Annotated in this window: 15 protein-coding genes and 2 pseudogenes; 11 read left to right on the top strand and 6 right to left on the bottom strand. The window is 66.0% G+C overall.

Annotation, left to right across the window (positions count from 1 at the left end):
- Positions 1-110: 110 nt before the first annotated feature.
- Entirely contained in the window at positions 111-689 is a 579-nt protein-coding gene (locus tag AKI39_RS06555; RefSeq protein ID WP_066633890.1) for an ANTAR domain-containing response regulator, read from the bottom strand.
- A gap of 513 nt (positions 690-1202) precedes the next feature.
- On the opposite strand from AKI39_RS06555, the gene AKI39_RS06550 reads away from it, so the two are divergent.
- The 9 genes and pseudogenes from AKI39_RS06550 to AKI39_RS06510 all read left to right on the top strand — a co-directional run bounded on the left by AKI39_RS06550 (position 1203) and on the right by AKI39_RS06510 (position 12609).
- Positions 1203-2501 (top strand): CmpA/NrtA family ABC transporter substrate-binding protein, encoded by a 1299-nt coding sequence (locus AKI39_RS06550; protein ID WP_066633886.1) that lies wholly within the window; start codon positions 1203-1205, stop codon positions 2499-2501.
- 10 nt (positions 2502-2511) lie between these two features.
- Positions 2512-3336, top strand: coding sequence for a nitrate ABC transporter permease (ntrB, locus tag AKI39_RS06545; RefSeq protein WP_066633884.1), 825 nt, complete (start codon positions 2512-2514; stop codon positions 3334-3336).
- 3 nt (positions 3337-3339) lie between these two features.
- Positions 3340-4296, top strand: coding sequence for a nitrate ABC transporter ATP-binding protein (locus AKI39_RS06540; RefSeq protein ID WP_083228661.1), 957 nt, complete (start codon positions 3340-3342; stop codon positions 4294-4296).
- Positions 4297-4332: 36 nt separating this feature from the next.
- Positions 4333-5532 (top strand): annotated as a pseudogene (locus tag AKI39_RS06535) (NAD(P)/FAD-dependent oxidoreductase); the annotation flags it as partial.
- An 85-nt stretch (positions 5533-5617) separates the two neighbouring features.
- Positions 5618-8353, top strand: coding sequence for a nitrate reductase (locus AKI39_RS06530; RefSeq protein ID WP_443103590.1), 2736 nt, complete (start codon positions 5618-5620; stop codon positions 8351-8353).
- Positions 8350-9387 carry a uroporphyrinogen-III C-methyltransferase gene (gene cobA, locus AKI39_RS06525; protein WP_083228660.1) on the top strand — a complete coding sequence of 346 codons (1038 nt, stop codon included), beginning with the start codon at positions 8350-8352 and terminating at the stop codon, positions 9385-9387. The genes AKI39_RS06530 and cobA overlap by 4 nt, the downstream gene beginning before the upstream one ends.
- Before the next feature lie 220 nt (positions 9388-9607).
- Positions 9608-10057 (top strand): HU family DNA-binding protein, encoded by a 450-nt coding sequence (locus AKI39_RS06520; protein ID WP_066633874.1) that lies wholly within the window; start codon positions 9608-9610, stop codon positions 10055-10057.
- 286 nt (positions 10058-10343) lie between these two features.
- A complete protein-coding gene (locus AKI39_RS06515; RefSeq protein ID WP_066633872.1) occupies positions 10344-12077 on the top strand; it encodes a nitrite/sulfite reductase in 1734 nt (577 codons plus the stop codon).
- Positions 12070-12609 (top strand): DUF934 domain-containing protein, encoded by a 540-nt coding sequence (locus AKI39_RS06510; protein ID WP_066633868.1) that lies wholly within the window; start codon positions 12070-12072, stop codon positions 12607-12609. Before AKI39_RS06515 ends, AKI39_RS06510 begins: the two co-directional genes overlap by 8 nt.
- Positions 12610-12704: 95 nt before the next feature.
- On the opposite strand, the gene AKI39_RS06505 is transcribed toward AKI39_RS06510, so the two are convergent.
- The 4 genes and pseudogenes from AKI39_RS06505 to AKI39_RS25980 all read right to left on the bottom strand — a co-directional run bounded on the left by AKI39_RS06505 (position 12705) and on the right by AKI39_RS25980 (position 15324).
- Positions 12705-13046, bottom strand: coding sequence for a hypothetical protein (locus tag AKI39_RS06505; RefSeq protein ID WP_066633867.1), 342 nt, complete (start codon positions 13044-13046; stop codon positions 12705-12707).
- A gap of 60 nt (positions 13047-13106) precedes the next feature.
- Positions 13107-13739, bottom strand: coding sequence for a hypothetical protein (locus tag AKI39_RS06500; RefSeq protein WP_066633864.1), 633 nt, complete (start codon positions 13737-13739; stop codon positions 13107-13109).
- A 197-nt stretch (positions 13740-13936) separates the two neighbouring features.
- The gene (locus AKI39_RS06495) at positions 13937-14374 is read right to left on the bottom strand and encodes a DUF488 domain-containing protein (RefSeq protein ID WP_235610757.1); all 438 of its coding nucleotides are present in this window, start codon (positions 14372-14374) and stop codon (positions 13937-13939) included.
- Between the two features lie 180 nt (positions 14375-14554).
- Positions 14555-15324, bottom strand: a pseudogene (locus tag AKI39_RS25980) (tripartite tricarboxylate transporter substrate binding protein).
- Positions 15325-16513: 1189 nt separating this feature from the next.
- Between AKI39_RS25980 and AKI39_RS06485 the strand changes: the two are divergent.
- Positions 16514-17431 carry a LysR family transcriptional regulator gene (locus AKI39_RS06485; protein WP_083228659.1) on the top strand — a complete coding sequence of 306 codons (918 nt, stop codon included), beginning with the start codon at positions 16514-16516 and terminating at the stop codon, positions 17429-17431.
- Here AKI39_RS06485 and AKI39_RS06480 read toward each other — a convergent pair.
- Positions 17428-18321 carry a LysR substrate-binding domain-containing protein gene (locus tag AKI39_RS06480; protein ID WP_066633856.1) on the bottom strand — a complete coding sequence of 298 codons (894 nt, stop codon included), beginning with the start codon at positions 18319-18321 and terminating at the stop codon, positions 17428-17430. The two genes, AKI39_RS06485 and AKI39_RS06480, sit on opposite strands and share 4 nt — an antisense overlap.
- A gap of 195 nt (positions 18322-18516) precedes the next feature.
- Here AKI39_RS06480 and AKI39_RS06475 point away from each other — a divergent pair, with 195 nt between their 5' ends.
- Positions 18517-19083, top strand: coding sequence for a carboxymuconolactone decarboxylase family protein (locus AKI39_RS06475; protein WP_066633854.1), 567 nt, complete (start codon positions 18517-18519; stop codon positions 19081-19083).
- Positions 19084-19086 lie beyond the last annotated feature (3 nt).

Genomic DNA, 19086 nt, shown 5'->3' with positions numbered 1-19086 from the left:
TTGAGTTCCCGGATCAATAGGTCTGTCCACGCCCTCGACGGACCCAGGGCCTCAAATCGGCCACGCGTGGATCCAAAGCGTGTTTTGACGAGCGGGGCGGCGTAGTCGCCTCAGCCCTTCAGCCAACCCGCGGCTTGGACCATCGCCCGGGCGACTTCGCCTATGCGCTGCTGGTTTTTCATGGCATGGTCGCGCAGCAGGCGATACGCCTCGTCTTCCGAGACCCCGCGCAGCGACATGAGCAGGCCCTTGGCCTTGTCCACCCACTGACGCTCGGCCAGGCGCTGGCGCGCCTCGGTCAATTCCTCGCGGCGCGCGCGATCCACGGCGTAGCGCTCGATGGCCACGTCCAGCAGGCTGCGGATGCGGGACGCGGGCACCTCGCCGACGACATACGCGGCCACGCCGGCCTGCAGCGCCGCCCGCATGGCCTGGCGGTCATTGCTTTCCGTGAACATGACGACGGGACGGTCGCCGTGCGCGCTGGCGACGCAGACGCCCTCCAGCGTGTCGCGCGAGGGCGCGTCGGCGTCGATCAGCACCACGTCGGGCGCATGGCGGGCGATCAGGGCGGAAAGATCGGCGGCCGGCATGACGTCCGCGACGATCTTGACGCCGGCTTGCTCCAGGGTGCTCCGAAGCTCGGCCACGCGTCCTTCACCATCCTTGATAAGCATCACCCTGAGCATGTGCCCTCCCTGCCACGTCTCAAGCAATGCAAGATGCATGCCATTTTGGAAAGGGCGCGTTCACAACGGGCCTTGCAGGGTAGCCGCCTCGGGCAACGGTTGCCGGCCGGCATATGGGCGCGCTTGCCCGAGACATGCACACGCATAGCGACTTCCGCACCGCAATGGCGCACAGCCGCGCCGCACTGCACCATTTGGCCGCACAACCCGGACACCGCTTCTCCAGGATGTCTCGCGCAACGCCAGACTGGGGGCACAAGCGCTTGATTCCTATACCTATTCGCCGCCACGCCTCCGCCTCGTGGAAATTGGCATATCTATTGCTTTGAGAACACCGACGGCCAACGGCGGCCGTCATACGCCGCCTAGCGGCGCCCGGAACAACGACGTTCCGCACGCACAGGGATAGCCCTGCGCGCGCGGGACGTTTTTTTTTGCCCCGTGAGGGCAAGCCGATGACGGTGCACGTGTTCTTTTCCAGGCGCGCGGGGCGCCTCTTATTGGGATGATCGAATGAAGCTCAAGACTTTTCCGCAGCATCCAGCCTACGCCAGCGCCGTCGCGCCGGCCGACCCTCAACGCCGCCGGATCATGAGATGGGCGAGCCGGACGCTGGCCGGCGCGGGCATCCTCGGGATGGTCGACCCGCGCGTGCGGGCAGGCGCCTGGGCCGCGGGCACCGACGCGCCGGAAAAGACGGAAGTCAAGATCGGCTTTATTCCCTTGACCGACTGTTCGTCCGTGGTGATGGCGTCGGTCCTGGGACTGGACAAGAAGCACGGCGTGAAGTTCGTCCTGTCCAAAGAAGCCTCCTGGGCAGGCGTACGCGACAAGCTCATCAACGGCGAACTGGATGTGGCGCACGTGCTTTACGGCCTGGTCTATGGCGTGCACCTGGGCATAGGCGGCCCGAAGAAGGACATGGCCGTGCTGATGGGCCTGAACCAGAACGGCCAGGCCATCACGCTATCGCAGCAACTGAAGGATGCCGGCGTCACCGACGGCACATCGCTCGCGCGGGTCATGACCGAAAAGAAGCGCGACTACACCTTCGCGCAGACCTTTCCCACCGGCACGCATGCCATGTGGCTGTACTACTGGCTGGCCGCCAACGGCATCAACCCCATGCGCGACGCCAAGGTGATCACGGTGCCTCCGCCCCAGATGGTGGCCAATATGCGGATCGGCAACATGGACGGCTTCTGCGTGGGCGAGCCCTGGAATGCGCGCGCCATCCTGGACAAGGTGGGCTACACGGCCGTCACCACGCAGGAAATCTGGCCCGATCATCCGGAAAAAGTCCTGGGCGGCTCGGCGGAATTCGTCTCCCGCTATCCGAATACCGCGCGCGCGGTGACGGCCGCCGTGCTCGAGGCCGGCAAATGGATAGACGCCTCCGCGGAAAACCGCCGCAAGACGGCCGAAACCGTGGCCGCCAAATCGTACGTGAACACCGATGTCGCCGTGATCGTCGACCGGATGCTGGGCCGCTATGACAACGGCCTGGGCAAGACCTGGGACGACGCGCACCCCATGCGCTTTCATGGCGACGGCGCCGTCAATTTTCCCTATTTGAGCGACGGCATGTGGTTCCTGACGCAGCACAAGCGCTGGGGGCTGCTGAAGGAGCATCCAGACTATCTGGCCGTCGCTCGGCAGATCAACCGCGTCGACGTCTACAAGCAGGCCGCCGCCGCGGTCGGGGTCCCGCTGCCCGCCGGCGACATGCGCGCCTCCACGCTGATCGACGGCGTGGCGTGGGACGGCAGCAATCCCGCCGCGTACGCGGACGGTTTCAAGATCAAGGCCTGAGGACACCGCCATGGACCGATCGCTTCCCCTCTCTCGCGCACGACCGTCCTGGCCGTGGCGCGATACCTTCGACAGCGCGTTGCGCGCCGTGGTCGGGCCGGCCGCCGGCTTCGCCGTCTTCGTGCTGATATGGCAGACCATCGCCCTGCTGGTGCCGGCGATCCCCACGCCGGCCAAGACCTGGGACGCCGCCGTCGTGCTGTTCGCCCACCCTTTCTACGACAACGGCCCGAACGACCAGGGCATAGGCTGGAACGTGCTGGCCTCGCTGCTGCGCGTGGCGGCGGGCTTCGGCCTGGCCGCGCTGGTGGGCATTCCGCTGGGCTTTGCCATCGGCCGCTTCAAGGCGCTGAACGCCATGGTGTCGCCCATCGTCAGCCTGCTGCGTCCCGTATCGCCGCTGGCCTGGCTGCCGCTGGGTCTGCTGCTGTTCAAGGCGGCCAATCCGGCGGCCATCTGGACCATCTTCATCTGTTCGATCTGGCCAATGATCCTGAACACGGCCGCCGGCGTGCAGCGCGTGCCGCAGGACTACCTGAACGTGGCGCGCGTGCTGGACCTGTCGGAATGGAAGGTCATGAGCCGCGTCCTGCTGCCGGCCGCGCTGCCGCACGTGCTGACCGGCGTGCGGCTGTCCATCGGCACCGCCTGGCTGGTGATCGTCGCGGCCGAGATGCTGACCGGCGGCACGGGCATCGGCTTCTGGCTGTGGGACGAGTGGAACAACCTCAAGGTCGAGCACATCGTGATCGCGATCTTCGTGATCGGTATCGTCGGGCTGACGCTGGACGCGCTGCTGATGCAGCTGGCCAAACGCTATACCTACGAGGAGTAAGCCATGGAAAAATTCGTACGGATCGAAAGCGTGGGCCAGGTCTTCCAGACGCGCAAGGGGTCCTTCGTTGCCTTGCGGGATATCGACCTGACGGTTGCCCAAGGCGAATTCATCACGCTGATCGGCCATTCCGGCTGCGGCAAGTCCACGCTGCTGAACCTGGTGGCCGGGCTGACCCGACCCACATCCGGCGTGCTGCTGTGCGCGGAAAAGGAAATCACCGGCCCCGGCCCGGAGCGCGCGGTGGTGTTCCAGAACCACTCCCTGCTGCCGTGGCTGAGCTGCTTCCAGAACGTCCACCTGGCCGTGGAGCGTGTATTCGGACGCCGGGAAAGCAAGGCGCGCCTGGCGGAGCGGGCGCATGCCGCGCTGGAACTCGTGGGCCTGGCCCACGCGCAGGGCAAACTGCCGCGGGAGATCTCGGGCGGCATGAAGCAGCGTGTCGGTATCGCCCGCGCCCTGGCCATCGAGCCCAAGGTGCTCCTGATGGACGAACCCTTCGGCGCCCTGGACGCGCTCACGCGCGCCCATCTGCAGGACGAGCTGCTGAAGATCGTCGCCAAGACGCGCACCACGACCATGATGGTCACGCACGACGTGGACGAGGCCGTGCTGCTGTCCGATCGCGTCGTCATGCTGACCAACGGGCCCGCCGCGACCATCGGCCAGATCCAGGACGTCCCGCTGCCCCGGCCGCGCGACCGCGTCGCCCTGGCCGAAGACCCGCGCTACCTGGCCTGCCGGGCCGCCGTGGTCGATTTCCTGCATCGCCGCTATGGACATCCGGCGCAGTCCCCGGCGCACGCCGATGAGGCGGCGCCGGCGGCCGCGGCAGCGGTATCCGAATCCGTGGCACCGGTGGCATCCGTGGCATCCCTGTCCGCATCCGCTTCGGCATCGCCGGTCGCCATCCGTTCCCCCGCGCGGCTGGAAGCGGTACGGGCGCACAACGTGGCCTGATGCCGCTGGCACGCATCGATAACCCGGAGACTCGGCATGACTAGGCAGAAGCTGGTGGTGGTCGGCAACGGCATGGCCGGCACCCGTACCCTGGAAGAACTATTGGCGCTGGACCCGCAGCTGTACGACATCACGGTGTTCGGCGCCGAACCGCATCCCAACTACAACCGCATCATGCTGTCGCCCGTGCTGACCGGCGAACAGAGCCTGCGGGACATCGTGCTGAACGATGAGCAGTGGTACGCGGATCACGGCATACGGCTATTGCTGAACCGCCCCGTCACGAAGATCGACCGCGCCCGCCGCCAGGTCCTGGCCGCGGACGGCAGCGTCACGCCCTACGACAAGCTGCTGCTGGCCACCGGCTCGACCCCCTTCGTCCTGCCCGTTCCCGGCAAGGACCTGCAAGGCGTCCTGACCTTCCGGGACATCCAGGACGTCAACCGCATGATCGAAGCCGCCGCCACCCACCGGCGCGCCGTCGTCATCGGCGGTGGCCTGCTGGGCCTGGAAGCGGCCAATGGACTGGCCACGCGCGGGATGGACGTCTCGGTGGTGCATCTGGGCGCGACCCTGCTGGACCGCCAGCTGGATGCCCACGCGGCCCAGCTGTTGCGCCGCAGCCTGGAAGGGCGCGGGTTGCACTTCATGATGGAACGCCAGACCGCCGCCATCCTGGGCGACGAGGCCGGACGCGTGCGCGGATTGCAGTTCGCCGATGGCCAGGAAATCGCCGCCGACCTGGTCGTCATGGCCGTCGGCATCCGTCCTCATACGGCGCTGGCCGAACGCGCCGGCCTGTACGTCGATCGCGGCATCGTCGTCAGCGACACCATGCAGACCTACGATCCGCTCATCTACGCGGTGGGCGAATGCGTAAGCCATCGCGGCATCGCCTATGGGCTGGTGGCGCCGCTGTTCGAGCAGGCCCGGGTGGCGGCCAATCACCTGGCCTTGCGCGGCACCGGCCGCTATGCCGGCAGCATCACGTCGACCAAGCTGAAGGTGACGGGCATCGACGTGTTTTCCGCCGGCGATTTCATCGGCGGCGACGGCACGCAAGCCATCACGCTGGCCGATACCGTGGACGGCATCTACAAGAAACTGGTCGTGAAGGACGACAAGCTGGTGGGCGCCTGCCTGTACGGCGATACCGCGGACGGTGCCTGGTATTTCCGCTTGATCCGCGAAGGCACGGCCTTGGCGGGGCTGCGCGACCAACTGATGCTCGGCGAACCGGAAGCGATGGGGGAATCTTGAAAACATCCACCCGCCGCCCCGCCATCCCGGCGGACCGCGATGCAAGCCTCGCCGTGGAGCCCTGACGATGGATACCCCGTATCTCCAGGAAAGCGCCGCCGCGACACCCAGCCGGTCCGCCGGCATGCGCACCGTCGCGTCGGTCTGCTGCTATTGCGGGACCGGCTGCGGCGTACGCGTCCAGGCCCAGGACAACCGGGTCATCGCCGTCAGCGGGGACGATAGCCATCCGTCCAACCGCGGACGCCTGTGCAGCAAGGGCATGCAGCTGGCCGATACCGTGCGCGGCGATGCGGCGCGCGTGCTGAGGGCGCAATGGCGCGCGGGGCGCGGCGAACCGCGCGCCGACATCGGCCTGGACCGGGCGCTGGATATCGCGGCGGACCGGCTGGCCGACATCATCGCGCGCCACGGTCCCGATGCGGTGGGTTTCTACCTGTCGGGGCAGCTGCTGACCGAGGACTACAGCGTCTTCAACAAGCTGGCGCGCGCGCTGGTGGGCACCAACAATATTGACACCAACTCGCGGCTGTGCATGTCGAGCGCCGTGGCCGGCTACAAGCAGACGCTGGGCGCCGATGCGCCGCCCGCCTGCTACGAAGACCTGGAGCTGGCGGCCACGGTTTTCATCGCGGGCGCCAATGTGGCGTACGCCCATCCCGTGCTGTTCCGCCGACTGGAAGCGGCGCGCCAGGCCCGGCCGCACATGCGCATTATCGTGGCCGACCCACGGCGCACCGATACCGCGGCGGCCGCCGACCTGCACCTGCCCATCCTGCCCGGCACGGACGTCGCGCTCTTCCATGCCATGCTGCATGTCATGGCCGCAGAAGCACTGATCGACCGCGCCTATATCGAACGGCATACCGAAGGTTTCGACGCGCTGCACGCCCGCATCCGCGCGTACACGCCCGACGCCGCGGCGGCGATCTGCGGCGTGCCGGCCGCCGATATCGCGCAGGCGGCGCGCTGGTTCGCGCGCGCCCCGGCCGCCCTGTCGCTGTACACCATGGGCCTGAACCAGTCCAGCAGCGGAACGGCGAAGAACGCGGCGCTGATCCATCTGCACCTGGCCACGGGGCAGATCGGCAAGCCGGGCGCGGGGCCGTTTTCGCTGACGGGCCAGCCCAACGCCATGGGCGGTCGCGAAGCCGGCGGCATGGCGACCCTGCTGCCCGGCCACCGCGACCCCGGCAGCGCGGCCGACCGTGCCGAAGTCGCGGCGCTGTGGGGGGTGGACAGCATTCCCGCCGCCCCCGGCCTGCCCGCGCTGGAGATGTTCGACGCGGTACTGGAGGGGCGCATCAAGGCGCTGTGGATCGTGGCGACCAATCCGGCGCAGTCGCTACCGGACCAGTCGCGCGTGCGCGCCGCGCTGGCGAAAGCCGAATTCGTCATCGTGCAGGACGCCTATGCCGGCACGGAAACGATGGCCTACGCCGACCTGGTGCTGCCGGCCGCGACCTGGCCGGAGAAAGACGGCACGACGACCAACTCCGAACGGCGGATCAGCCGCGTGCGTGCCGCGATCGAGCCGCCGGGCGATGCGCGGCCCGACTGGCGCCTGGCCGCCGGCGTGGCCACGCGGCTGGCGCAACGCATCGCGCCGCCGAAGGCCGCGCATTTCGCGTATGCCGATGAAAGCCAGGTATTCGCCGAACACGCGCGGACCACGGCCGGCCGCGACCTGGACTACAGCGGCCTGAGCTATGCCATCCTGGAGCGAGAAGGCCCGCCGCAGTGGCCGTATCGACGCGACACGCAGGGTGGCACGCCGCGCCTGTACGCCGACGGCCGCTTTGCCACGGCCAACGGCCGCGCCCGCTTCGTCGACGTGGGCTACGTGCCCGTCGCCGAAGAAGTTTGCGAGAACTATCCCCTGCGCCTGACCACCGGCCGCCTGCGCGACCACTGGCACACGATGGCGCGCACCGCGCTTTCACCGGCGCTGACGCGGCATGTCGAGGAGCCCTGGCTATCCTTGCACCCGGACGACATGGCCGCGGCCGGCCTGGCCGAAGGCGCGCTGGCCAAGGTTCGCTCGCGGCGCGGCGAGCTGTACATCGCCGTACGCGCGGACGACAGCCTGCGCGCGGGCCACGCCTTCCTGCCCATGCATTGGGGCAGCGCGTTCATCGCGGGCGACGGCGTGAACGCGCTGACCAACCCCGCCCGCGATCCGATATCGCGCCAGCCCGAACTGAAGCACAGCGCGATCGCGGTGGAGCACGCCGCGCTGCCCTGGCAGGCCGCGGGATGGATGCGCGGCGATGCGGCGCTGCTGCGGCGCCGCCTGGCACCGTGGCTGCGCCGATTCCCGTACGCGGCGGTGCTGCCGACCGCGCTGGGCGGCGGCGGCGCACGCATCGCCCTGGCGGCAGCGCAGGCCCCGGACATCGACACGCTGCACGCCCTGTGCGCCGCGCTGGATGTGGCGCAGCCGCACGCCGCCTATGACGACCCGCATCGCGGCATCGTGCGCCGCGTCGCCCTGGTGGACAATGCGCCCACGGCCTTCCTGCTGGCCGGCGACACGCGCATCCTGGACACCTTGTCGGCCTGGGCCGATGGCGGCGCCGCGCCTACCAGCCTGGTGCAGTTGCTGATGGGCCGCACCGCCCCGATCGCGCGGGCCCGGACGGTCTGCATCTGCCACGGCGTGACCGACCGCGCCATCCACGCTGGAATCGCCGCCGGACTGGACCTGGAAGGGCTGCGCCGCACCCTGCGCTGCGGGACCGGCTGCGGCTCCTGCGGGCCGGAAGTCGCGCGCATGGTGGCACGCGCGCAAAAATGAAAAAGCCCACCCCCGAAGCGCTGCGCGCTTCCCCCTCAAGGGGGCGACGCCAGAGGACCGGCAAAGCCGGATCCTCGGCGTCCCCGGTCGGGCGGCACCTGTTCCGCTCCACCGGCGTGCTGGATTTTCCCGCCCCCGAAGCGCTGCGCGCTTCGCCCTCAAGGGGGCGACGCGCGAGGACCGGCGACGCCGGATCCTCGGCGTCCTCGATCGAGCCATATTCGCCGCATGCGACGCCAGTGGCGCGGGGGACGACGGTTTCCCGGGCAGGCGGCACCACGCCCCGCGGCAAGGTGTGGCTGGTGGGCGCGGGGCCGGGCGATCCCGACCTGCTTACCGTGAAGGCCGCGCGCATCCTGCGGCAAGCCCAAGTCTGGCTGGTGGACGATCTTGTAGGCGCGGACATCCACGGGCTGGCGGCCCCCGGCGCGCGCATCGTCAAGGTCGGCAAGCGCGGCGGCTGCCGATCCACACCGCAGGATTTCATCCTGCGCCTGATGGCGCGCTACGCCCGCCAGGGAAGGATCGTGGCCCGGGTCAAGGGCGGAGATCCCTTCATTTTCGGGCGCGGCGGCGAAGAACTGCAGTGGCTCGCGGCCCGCGGCATCGCTGCGGAAGCCGTGGGCGGCATCACCGCGGGCCTGGCCGTGGGCGCCGCGCTGGGACTGCCGCTGACGCATCGCGGCCTGAGCCGCGGCGTGGCGCTGGTCACCGCGCACACCATGGACGACAGTCGCCCGGACTGGCGCACGCTGGCCGCCAGCGGCCTGACGCTGGTGTGCTACATGGGCATGCGCGATGCCGGCACGCTCGAGCGCGAGCTGCGGGAAGCGGGTTACGCGGCGGACGTCCCGGTCGCCGTGGCGCATCGCGTGTCGTGTCCGGACCAGCGCCACATCGTGACGCGGCTCGACCGCATGGCCGCGGATATCGCCGATGCCGGCTTATCCAGCCCCGCCGTCATCGTTATCGGGCCCGCGGTATCGCTGATGGAGGCGGCCGCCGATACCTGCGCGACGACCATGGCGGCCTGAAACTTCAACGGCGCGAACACGCGCGACTCCCCAAAAAACCCCTTTTTTTAGGGCTCTGAAGCGGCGCAACCGTTGTTGTAGCGCCTCTACAGGGCTTTTTCGCGTGCAATCCACGCCAAATAATGTACATAAGCACGCGGCTTAAGTATTATCGCGTTCAGCCGTCGCCAGGCGTACGGCTTGAGCCTTCTGCTATTTCAACCTCACCATTCTTTCGACCATGGCCACTAAAGCTAAAGCTCCTGCAAAGAAAGCCTCCACGACTGCTGCCAAGAAAGCCCCGGCCAAAAAAGCCGTGGCCAAGAAGGCCGCTGTGACCAAGTCCGCGCCGGCCAAGAAAGCCGCCGCGCCCGTAACCGCGCTGAAGAGCGCCCTGAACAAAAGCCAACTGGTCGCCCATGTGGTCGAACAGAGCGGCGTAGAAGCCAAGTCGGTCAAGGCCGTACTGGCCAGCCTGGAAGGTGCCGTGCTGGCGTCCGTGAACAAGAAGGGCTCCGGCGAATTCTCGCTGCCCGGCCTGTTCAAGGTCACCGTGCAAAAGGTCCCCGCCAAGCCCAAGCGCTTCGGCAAGGATCCGTTCACTGGCGAAGAGCGCTGGTTCCCCGCCAAGCCCGCTTCGGTCAAGGTGAAGGTCCGCCCGCTGAAGAAGCTGAAGGACGCCGCGCAGTAATCCGCGCAAGTTCTGAAGGCAGCTTCAGAAGCCTGCTTTAAAAGCATGCATTAAAGGCGGCGTGCTTTCGAAGCGTGCGTCACACTGGAAAACCCGTCGCAAGGCGGGTTTTTCTTTTGGCGGCAACGGCGGCCGCGCCGCCCCACCAAATAAGCGGACCATCTAAGCAAATAACCTCAGGTCAATAGCGGGGACAGGCCCCCGACTTCCACGCTACGATTGCACTTTCCGGTCCATTCCCGGGCCGCCGCACGCGCTACCGGCGTGCGCATCGAGGCGCATAGACATGTACGTGTATGACCCCATAGACCAGCAGCTGGTCGAAGAACGCGTGGCCCAGTTCCGGGACCAGACGCAACGCTTCCTGGCCGGCGACCTGTCCGAAGACGATTTCCGCACCCTTCGTCTGCAGAACGGCCTCTATATACAGCGCCACGCCCCCATGCTGCGCGTGGCGATTCCGTATGGCATGTTGACGTCGCGACAACTGCGCATGCTGGGCCACGTGGCGCGCAAGTACGACCGTGGCTACGGGCATTTCAGCACGCGCCAGAACATGCAGTTCAACTGGCCGAAACTGGAAGACGTGCCCGATATACTGGCCGACCTGGCGACGGTGCAGATGCATGCCATCCAGACCAGCGGCAACTGCATCCGCAACACCACGACGGATCATTTCGCCGGCGTGGCCCCCGACGAGGTCACCAATCCCCTGGTGTGGTGCGAGATCATTCGCCAGTGGTCCATGCTGCATCCGGAATTCGCCTTCCTGCCGCGCAAGTTCAAGATCGCGGTCAGCGGCGCCCACGAAGACCGCGCAGCGGTCGGCGTGCACGACATCGGCCTGCAAGCCTTGGAACAGGATGGACAGGTCGGTTTCCGCGTCTGGGTCGGAGGCGGCCTGGGCCGCACACCCATCGTCGGCAAGCTGATCCGCCCCTTCGTCGCCTGGCACGATCTGCTGACTTACCTGCAAGCCGTCCTGCGCGTCTACAACCTGCACGGCCGGCGCGACAACAAGTACAAGGCCCGCATCAAGATCCTGGTGAAAGACCTGACGCCGGAAGTATTCACGGAGCAGGTCGAACAGGAGTGGGCGTACCTGAAGGACGGCCCCAACAAGCTGACGCAGGCTGACCTGGACAAGATCGCCAGCCGCTTCACCTGGCCCACCTACGACGCGGCCGCCGCGCAGGACCACGATCCCACCGATACGTTGGCGGCGGCCGATCCGGCCTTCGGCCGCTGGCTGCGCAAGAACGTGCGCGCGCACCGCGTCGCCGGCTATGCGTCGGTCACGCTATCGCTCAAGCCGACGGGCACGCCGCCCGGCGATGTGACGGCCGACCAGATGGACGCCATCGCGGACCTGGCCGACGAGTATTCGTTTGGCGAAATGCGCGTCTCGCATGAACAGAACCTGACGCTGGCCGACGTGCGCCGCAGCCGCCTCTACGAGCTGTGGAACGCCTTGAAGCCGCTGAAGCTGGCCACGCCCAATATCGGGCTGCTGACCAACATCATCGCCTGTCCCGGCGGCGATTTCTGCGCCCTGGCCAATGCCGTTTCCATACCGGTGGCCGACGCCATCCAGCGCCGCTTCGATAACCTGGATTACCTGTTCGAGATCGGCGAACTGGACCTGAACATCTCCGGCTGCATCAACGCCTGCGGCCATCACCACGTCGGGCATATCGGCATTCTGGGTGTCGACAAGGCCGGCGAGGAGTGGTACCAAGTCACGATAGGCGGCCGGCAGAACGGCGCCGGCGACAACCTGAACGATGTCGATCCGCTACGTGCCGGCGGCGCCGCCATCGGCCGCATCATTGGGCCTTCCTTTGCCCGCGATGAAGTGCCCGATGTGGTCGAAACCCTGATCCGCACCTACCTGCGCCTGCGCGACAACGAAGAAGAACGCTTCGTCGACGTGGTCGGCCGCGTGGGTATCGAACCCTTCAAGAACGACGTCTATGGCGACGCCGACCGCCCGAAGACCGGAGAGGCCGCTCATGCCTGAACTGACTCCCGACAACCTGATCCGCTACGGTCGCCTGCAGGCCGATGCCTCGCGCCGCTACGAACCCGCGGAAACGGACGACCCGGCCTCCGGCCCGCCCGACGAGCCGGACTGGGTCGTCTCTTTGTCCATCTGGCTGAAGGCGCGCGATACGCTGCGTACGCGGCGGCATCCCGTGGCCATCCTGCTGGAGCCGGACGCCGAGCCTTCCGACCTGCTGGAAAACGGCTCGCGCACCATCGATGCGACCGGCATCGCGTTTATCGCGGTGAACTTCCCCACGTACACGGACGGCCGCGGCTACTCGATCGCCCAGATCCTGCGCACGCATTACGGCTGGCGGGGCGAACTGCGCGCGGTGGGCGATGTCCTGATCGACACCATACACTACCAGGCGCGGTGCGGCTTCGATAGCTTCGCCGTCAAGCCTGGCCATGATCCCGTCAAGGCCCTGCATGCGCTGAAGACCTTCAGCCATCATTATCAGCAGGGCTACATGAAGCCGGTCGAACCCGAACTGGCGGGCGCGTAAGGCGAACGCGAAACAGGCGGCCCGCACGTCGTGCGCGGGCCGCATCTTGCCGGTGGTGTCACCGTACACCGCCTGCCGGCAAGCCTGGCACCGCTCTATTTCGAGAAATTCGCGTCTATCCACTTGCGCGCCCAGGCTTCCGTCTGTTCGCGGGCATCGTCGGGTGTCAGATAGCTTCCCACGGGCGGAAACGCATAGCGGCCGCCGCGCGCATCGCCGCTCTGCGCGTCGCGGCTGCGTCCGGCATCCTGCTGCCCTGACGGCCGGTTGCGCGTCGGCTGATCCTGTTCGTCGCCCGGGCCATCGCCGCCGCTGTCCTCCTGCTTGTCGGCCTGCGGGGCGCCCCGCGCCTCGTGGATAAGGAAGGCCGCCTCATATTGACCCGCGGCGTCGGGGACGATGGTCATCTCGATATCGAAATCACGGTAATGCGCCATGGCGTACTCCTCTTCTGCGGATGGCAAAGGTCCCTGCTTCAAACGGCGAAGTGTCGCGTTCTAGCGCGGACTGACCTGCCCGCCGCGGGGCACGTCCGTCGAGGCGGTGCGGCCCATGGAATCGGGTTCGCGCTCCGGCGGCCGCAAGGGGTCGAAATCCACCCAATGGCCCTCTTGCCAGCGTCCCTGGGCGCGCTCCACATCCACGCCGCCCGCGTCCCGCAACACCCTGCATGCGTCGGCCTCGCGGCCAGGATCGGTATGCAAGGCCAGCAGCACCCCGGCATGCCGGGCTTCCGGGTGGTCGGCCGGTGCGCCTCTATTGCGCGACACGCCAGGCTTGCGCCGCCCCGTGACCCACAACGCGCCTATCAAGGAGCCGATATAGGCGCCCACGGCCGCCACGGCCAGCACGCCGAAAGGGGCCAGACCCAACGCCCCGCCGATCAATCCGCCCACCACCGCGCCAATCAGCGCCAGCCCGGCGCCGCCCAGCAGCGCCCCGTATTGCGCCTGCCCCGCATCGGGGTCGGCCTGGCGATCTCCGCCTATCGGATATTGCGCGTGCGCACCCGCCATGTTGACGTAAAAAATATGCACGTCCTCTTCGGCGAAGCCCTGGGCGAACAACGCTCTTGCGGCGCCCTGGGCCTGCTCGAAGGTGGTGAACCGTGCGGCGACGATAAGTGCCATGACAGTCTCCCTGGATAGCCTGTGGTGTATGGCTGCAACCCCATCGCCGTAACGATGGGCACACAGCCGGTCCGCAAGCGTCATGCCATCGGGAGAAGGGCCGTACCGCCGGGCCGCGGCCGGCAGTACGCACCCCCATGCCGCAATGGGCAGGTTTTTTTCCCGTGACGCACGAGAAGCCGTCCCGGTTTACCGCCCTATTTCTTGGCGCGTGCGGCTTTGCCGGCGCCCTGCCCCTTTATGCCCTGCAGGACCTCGCGCAACACCACCGCCTGGTTGTGTTCATCATCGCGCGCACCGTAGAGCAGGATCACATCGCGGCCTTCCGCCGCGGCAAGCAAACCCGCCAAGGCGTCCTTCGATTCCGGCGCGGAAAGCTCATCCATATACCGCTCGCGAAATTCTGCCCAGCGGTCCGGCTGATGGCCAAACCATTTGATCAGCGCCGACGTGGGCGCGAGATCCCTGGCCCAGGCATCCGGCTGCAGATCCGCCTTCCGCAACCCACGGGGCCAGAAACGATCCACCAGTACACGGTAAGCCGTACCGCCGGGCTTGGAGTCGTAGGCACGCTGGATCTCGATGGCTGGGGCAGTGTGTTTTGCTGGCATGGCTGACGGACGAGATTGAGGCACTTGGGCCGCCCGGGCGACCCCACTGTCATACCGACGTACCACCGGAAACTGCAGTCACACACGGGTGCTGGATGCCACATCATAGACGGTGGAGCGAGGCCTTTCGTAGCGCAAAGTTCTACTTTCCTATTCCTCCACCACCGTCATCTCGCCACCGGTTCAGTCACCGGGTGTCCGGGACTACAGCGCATCCACCAGTTTGCGAAGTTGCTCGTACTCCGCATTGATACGCTGGCGAAAAGCATCTCCCTTATAGATCACGATCTGTTCGCCCGCGTTCTCGACATAGGCCTGCGTCGCCCTCGAACTCGCCGCCGCCTCGAACGCAGCCTCCAATTCCCGTATGCGGGCGGCAGGGGTGCCTTTGGGTGCGATGATTCCGCGCCATAGCAAGGTTTCTTCTTGCTCCAGCCCCAGCTCGCCCAAACTCGCGGCCTCCGGCAGTTGCGCCACTTTGTCAGCCGACGTCAGAAGCTGGCATTTGGCGCGACCGGAACGGACGTGCGCCATGATGGGCGGCAAGGAACCCACGTAGATATCAACGTGCCCGCCCAGCATCGCTGGCAGGGTCTCTCCCGCGCCCTTGAAGGGAACGTCGCGCTGGCGATACCCAGCCGCCCGAATATACGCAACATGGCAAGATGCGCGCCATTGCGCACGCCATCGGTTCCGTAGGTGTAGGCGTTCGGTTTCGCACGTAGCAGATCTATCAACTCGCCAGCCGACGCCGCGGGAAAATCAGCCCTCGTGCAAACCGCATAGGGAGCGCTGGTGACGCGAATAATGGGCACGTAATCCGTAGGTTGATAGGTGACGGGGATGCTATGCGGTGCCATCGTGAGCGGCCCCATCCAAGCGCCCGCCAAGGTATATCCGTCCGGTGCGGACTGCACCAATTTCGACACTCCTATGGTCCCGCCCGCGCAGCCGCTGGCTGAACAGATGTTCATCACTACGACGCGGCTTCCTAAGTAGGGCTCGGCTTCTTTCGCCAGGACACGAAAGAATCCGTCAGTGCCGCCTCCGGCGGTGGTGGGAACAATAAGCCGTATAGCCTCGCCCGCGCCGGCCGACGTCATGACCGTCGCCAAGACCGTGAAAATGATTCCGTGGATGTAGTTCATGGCGCCTTCGTCTCCTATAGGTAGCTGCGTTCATCGTGCACGCCGCCGGTCCTCTCCCATGACGAACACATAGAGCCATGTCAGCGTTCGGCTTTCGCGGTCGACCGTATACGGCGGACAGGTTGTGTAACAGGGCGCGAGCGCTGATTCCGAACGCACAAGCAGGAACGCAAAGCAGCCCGCATAGCGTTGCCAGGGCCACCCTCCCTTGCATATGCCGGGTGTATTGCAGGCATAACCGCTGCCGTCACCCCCATACCCTGTAGCCTCTTCAGCACAGAAGTTCGCCATTCAAGCGGCCTATGCCCAACGCCGGAGTAATCGATGCAAAGGCCTTTAGGCACTTCTTCCACGAGCTTTCTCACTTCGCAGCTCGGTATAGAACCATCAACAAACAGCAGGTCTGCCCCGGCACGCGCACAATCCGCCAAGCCACCTGCCAAGGCCGAATCGTTTCTGCTTCCGAACGCACTCATACGCGCAGCGATAACGAAATCAGGGTCCCACCTGACACCGACAAGCGTTTCGACAAGCCTCCACATAGCTTGCGTGCCCTGCTTGTCCAACGGACTGCCACTATCCCGTGAATTTTCCAGCACGACGCCCGAAACTCCCGCGCGCTCCATGGCACACACGCTGTCATACAAGCGCATCGCCGATCCATGCGAGACGTCCATCCTGGCGATCCGATATTCCTCCTCGCAAGCCCGGTGACCGCCATCCGCAGTGAACCCCACGTCCACGCCCGTCAACATGTCTCCAACCAGTACCGGTCCCAACGCTTCGGCGAAGTTCACGCGCCCAGCTGATATCCCGGGCGATCTTGGGAGCGCCCGGTATCCCCCTTTTGCGGGAAGCAGGATGCAGATTCGCGCGTCGTTTATCAATCTCCGCAAGCATCTGGTGTTCTTCATATCGCCTCCGATCTCTCTTCAACCACAGCGATGCCGATGCTAGCAACAGGGGTAGATCTCATCCAATCAATTGTTCACGCATGGACCGATAAACATCGCTTATGAGAAAACTGTCCCTCCCTCAAATGGAAGCGTTGTTGGCCATCGCGAAATATGGCTCGTTTCACGCCGCTGCCCGTCGCATGCATGTGACGCAGCCGACCATCTCGATGCGGGTCCGGGAACTGGAAACCGCCCTGGGAACGCGGCTCTTCGCCCGCGCAGGACGTGGGGTAACGCTAACGCCATCCGGCATGCTGGCGGTACGCTACGCCGAACGTTCGCTTGGTCTGCTGGAGGAGTTGGAAGCCAGGCTGGGAAACGGAACACCGTTAAACGGAACGCTTCGCCTCGGATCGTCGGAAACGATCGCCATGACCAGCTTGCCCGAGATAGTGCGGCAACTCGAAGGCCGCTATCCCGGCTTGCAGATCGATATCACGGTCGCCAATAGCTTCACGCTTCATGATCTACTGGCGACCGGCAAGCTCGATATATGCCTGCTCACACACCCAGGGGCGAGCCGAGTGGTACGTCTGGAGCCCATTGCGCTGGCACAGGTAGGATGGTTGGGGTCCGAACGACGCTTGCGGGCAGGCACGACTTTCTCGCCTTCCCGCTTGGCAGGTCAAAGCATCTTGAGCGTGCCGCCGCCCTCACCTCTGCACGAAATGCTGGTGGAATGGTGCCTGAAGGAGAACGCGCCTCCACCCGCATTGAACACATGTAGCAGCCTCTCGATTATCGCCGGCCTAGTCCGCGCTGGAATAGCGATCAGCCTGCTGCCCATATGCGTGCTGTCCAATGAGATCGAACAGGGCTCTGTCATATGCTACCCACAGCGCCGCGGCTTCGAACCTTTGAGGATATGTGCAGCTTTCCCGCGCATGGCGGCCGGAAACGACCTGGACAGCGTCGCCCGTATCGCCGCCGACGTCCTGACAAAACACCCTAGCTTCGCGCCAATATCCCCGCGCTAAACGCGAATGGAGGTGTCGGGCACCCCAAGCAACGCCAGCACGCGCGGCAATATCGGCAAATTGTTCCGTGGGTTCCAGACCACCGAATATTCGGCATGGGCCTTGACGCCGTCGATGGGGCGGAACACGACACCCGGCAGGCCGGCGCGGGCGAAGGCGCGGGGGACGAGTGAAACGCCGCGGCCCATTGCGACCAGGCTGACCACCGAGACCAGATGCATGGCGTAGTGGCGGATGTTGGGACTGAAGCCGGCCTGCATGCAGGCCGCGATGGTCAGGTCATGGAAAGTGGGCGCGCTCTGGCGCGGTATCAGGATGAAGGGGTCTCCGGTGAGGCGGGCCAGCGGCACCCGGCGCCGCGACGCCAGGGGATGAGACTGCGGCATGGCAACCACCAGGGGGTCGCTGGCCACCCGATGGAAACCCATCCCGGCCGCGCCATGCGAAATCTGTCCGAAGCCCAGGTCGATGCGATCCTGCTGCAAGGCTTGCAGCTGTTCGGAGGATCCCATTTCTTCCCATATGCTGTCGATGCCGGAGGCCTCTCGATCGATGCGCCGGAAGGCGGCCTCCACGCCCATGAACAGCACCGCCGCGACGAAACCGATGCGGACGCGGCCGGTGTCCCCCAGGGCACTGCGCTGCACCGCGCGCATGGAAAGCTCGCTTTGCGCCAGCAGCCGCCGGGCCTCTTCCACCAGCGTGAGGCCGGCGGGCGTCAGACGCACGCTGCGCTTGTTGCGATCGAACAGCGCCACGCCCAGGCGCGCCTCCAGCTGCTGGATATGCTTGGTCAGCGGCGGTTGGGATATATGCAGGCGTTGCGCCGCCCTGCCGTAGTGCAGTTCTTCCGCGACCGCGAGAAAATAGCGTAGGGACTTGGAATCCATCGATCATGCCTTTGCGTGGGGACACGCGTACGACTAATTCCTTTTCGGAATCAAACCTTTCCAAAAATTATATTGGACGGAAACCAAGACGCCGCCCAGAATTCCTGGCAAAGTCGTGACGACGATCAACAATGGCGACGCCCCGCAGGCGCCCGCGACGGCGCGCCGCGGCGAGACAAACGAACGGAGACCCACATGGCACGCATACAACCGCTGCAGCCCGGCCAGATGAACGCCGAGCAGAAGCGCATTCACGACCTCATCGCAAGCGGCCCGCGTGGCCGCGTCCGCGGCCCCCTGGCCGTTTGGCTGCACCGGCCCGCGCTGGCCGAGCCGGCGCAAGCGCTGGGCCGCTACTGCCGCTACGAAACCAGCCTGCCGGCCCGGCTGTCCGAATGGGCGATCCTGATCCTGGCCCGGCACTGGCGCTCCGAATTCGAATGGTGGGCACACAAGCAGCTGGCGTTGAAGGCGGGGCTGGCCGAATCCATGATCGATGCGCTGCGCGACGATAAGCCCATCCCCTACGTCAACGACGACGAAATCCTGGTCCACGAATTCCTGACGACGCTGCATGCCCAGCGCCATATTCCCGATGCGCTCTACGAGCGGGCCACCGTGGTCCTGGGCGAGACGGGCATCATCGATCTGGTCGGCATCGCCGGCTATTACTCGCTGGTGTCGATGACCCTGAATGTGTTCGAGGTCATGCCGCCCGAGGGCGAGCCGATCGAAATGGGCCCGCATACGCAATCCAAGTAACGA

It is taken from the genome of Bordetella sp. H567, from assembly GCF_001704295.1.
In the GTDB taxonomy this organism is placed as follows: Bacteria; Pseudomonadota; Gammaproteobacteria; order Burkholderiales; family Burkholderiaceae_B; genus Bordetella_C.
The sequence above is the reverse complement of the archived record's forward strand: the minus strand, read 5'-3'. Positions and strand labels throughout refer to the sequence as shown.

What these genes read in the sequence shown, in the direction of transcription:
- AKI39_RS06480 (WP_066633856.1), bottom strand. Translation starts at nt 18,321, where the DNA reads ATGGATTCCAAGTCCCTACGCTATTTTCTCGCGGTCGCGGAAGAACTG.
- AKI39_RS06475 (WP_066633854.1), top strand. Translation starts at nt 18,517, where the DNA reads ATGGCACGCATACAACCGCTGCAGCCCGGCCAGATGAACGCCGAGCAG.
- AKI39_RS06550 (WP_066633886.1), top strand. Translation starts at nt 1,203, where the DNA reads ATGAAGCTCAAGACTTTTCCGCAGCATCCAGCCTACGCCAGCGCCGTC.
- AKI39_RS06515 (WP_066633872.1), top strand. Translation starts at nt 10,344, where the DNA reads ATGTACGTGTATGACCCCATAGACCAGCAGCTGGTCGAAGAACGCGTG.
- AKI39_RS06505 (WP_066633867.1), bottom strand. Translation starts at nt 13,046, where the DNA reads ATGGCGCATTACCGTGATTTCGATATCGAGATGACCATCGTCCCCGAC.
- AKI39_RS06555 (WP_066633890.1), bottom strand. Translation starts at nt 689, where the DNA reads ATGCTCAGGGTGATGCTTATCAAGGATGGTGAAGGACGCGTGGCCGAG.
- AKI39_RS06500 (WP_066633864.1), bottom strand. Translation starts at nt 13,739, where the DNA reads ATGGCACTTATCGTCGCCGCACGGTTCACCACCTTCGAGCAGGCCCAG.
- ntrB (WP_066633884.1), top strand. Translation starts at nt 2,512, where the DNA reads ATGGACCGATCGCTTCCCCTCTCTCGCGCACGACCGTCCTGGCCGTGG.
- AKI39_RS06520 (WP_066633874.1), top strand. Translation starts at nt 9,608, where the DNA reads ATGGCCACTAAAGCTAAAGCTCCTGCAAAGAAAGCCTCCACGACTGCT.
- AKI39_RS06540 (WP_083228661.1), top strand. Translation starts at nt 3,340, where the DNA reads ATGGAAAAATTCGTACGGATCGAAAGCGTGGGCCAGGTCTTCCAGACG.
- cobA (WP_083228660.1), top strand. Translation starts at nt 8,350, where the DNA reads ATGAAAAAGCCCACCCCCGAAGCGCTGCGCGCTTCCCCCTCAAGGGGG.
- AKI39_RS06485 (WP_083228659.1), top strand. Translation starts at nt 16,514, where the DNA reads ATGAGAAAACTGTCCCTCCCTCAAATGGAAGCGTTGTTGGCCATCGCG.
- AKI39_RS06510 (WP_066633868.1), top strand. Translation starts at nt 12,070, where the DNA reads ATGCCTGAACTGACTCCCGACAACCTGATCCGCTACGGTCGCCTGCAG.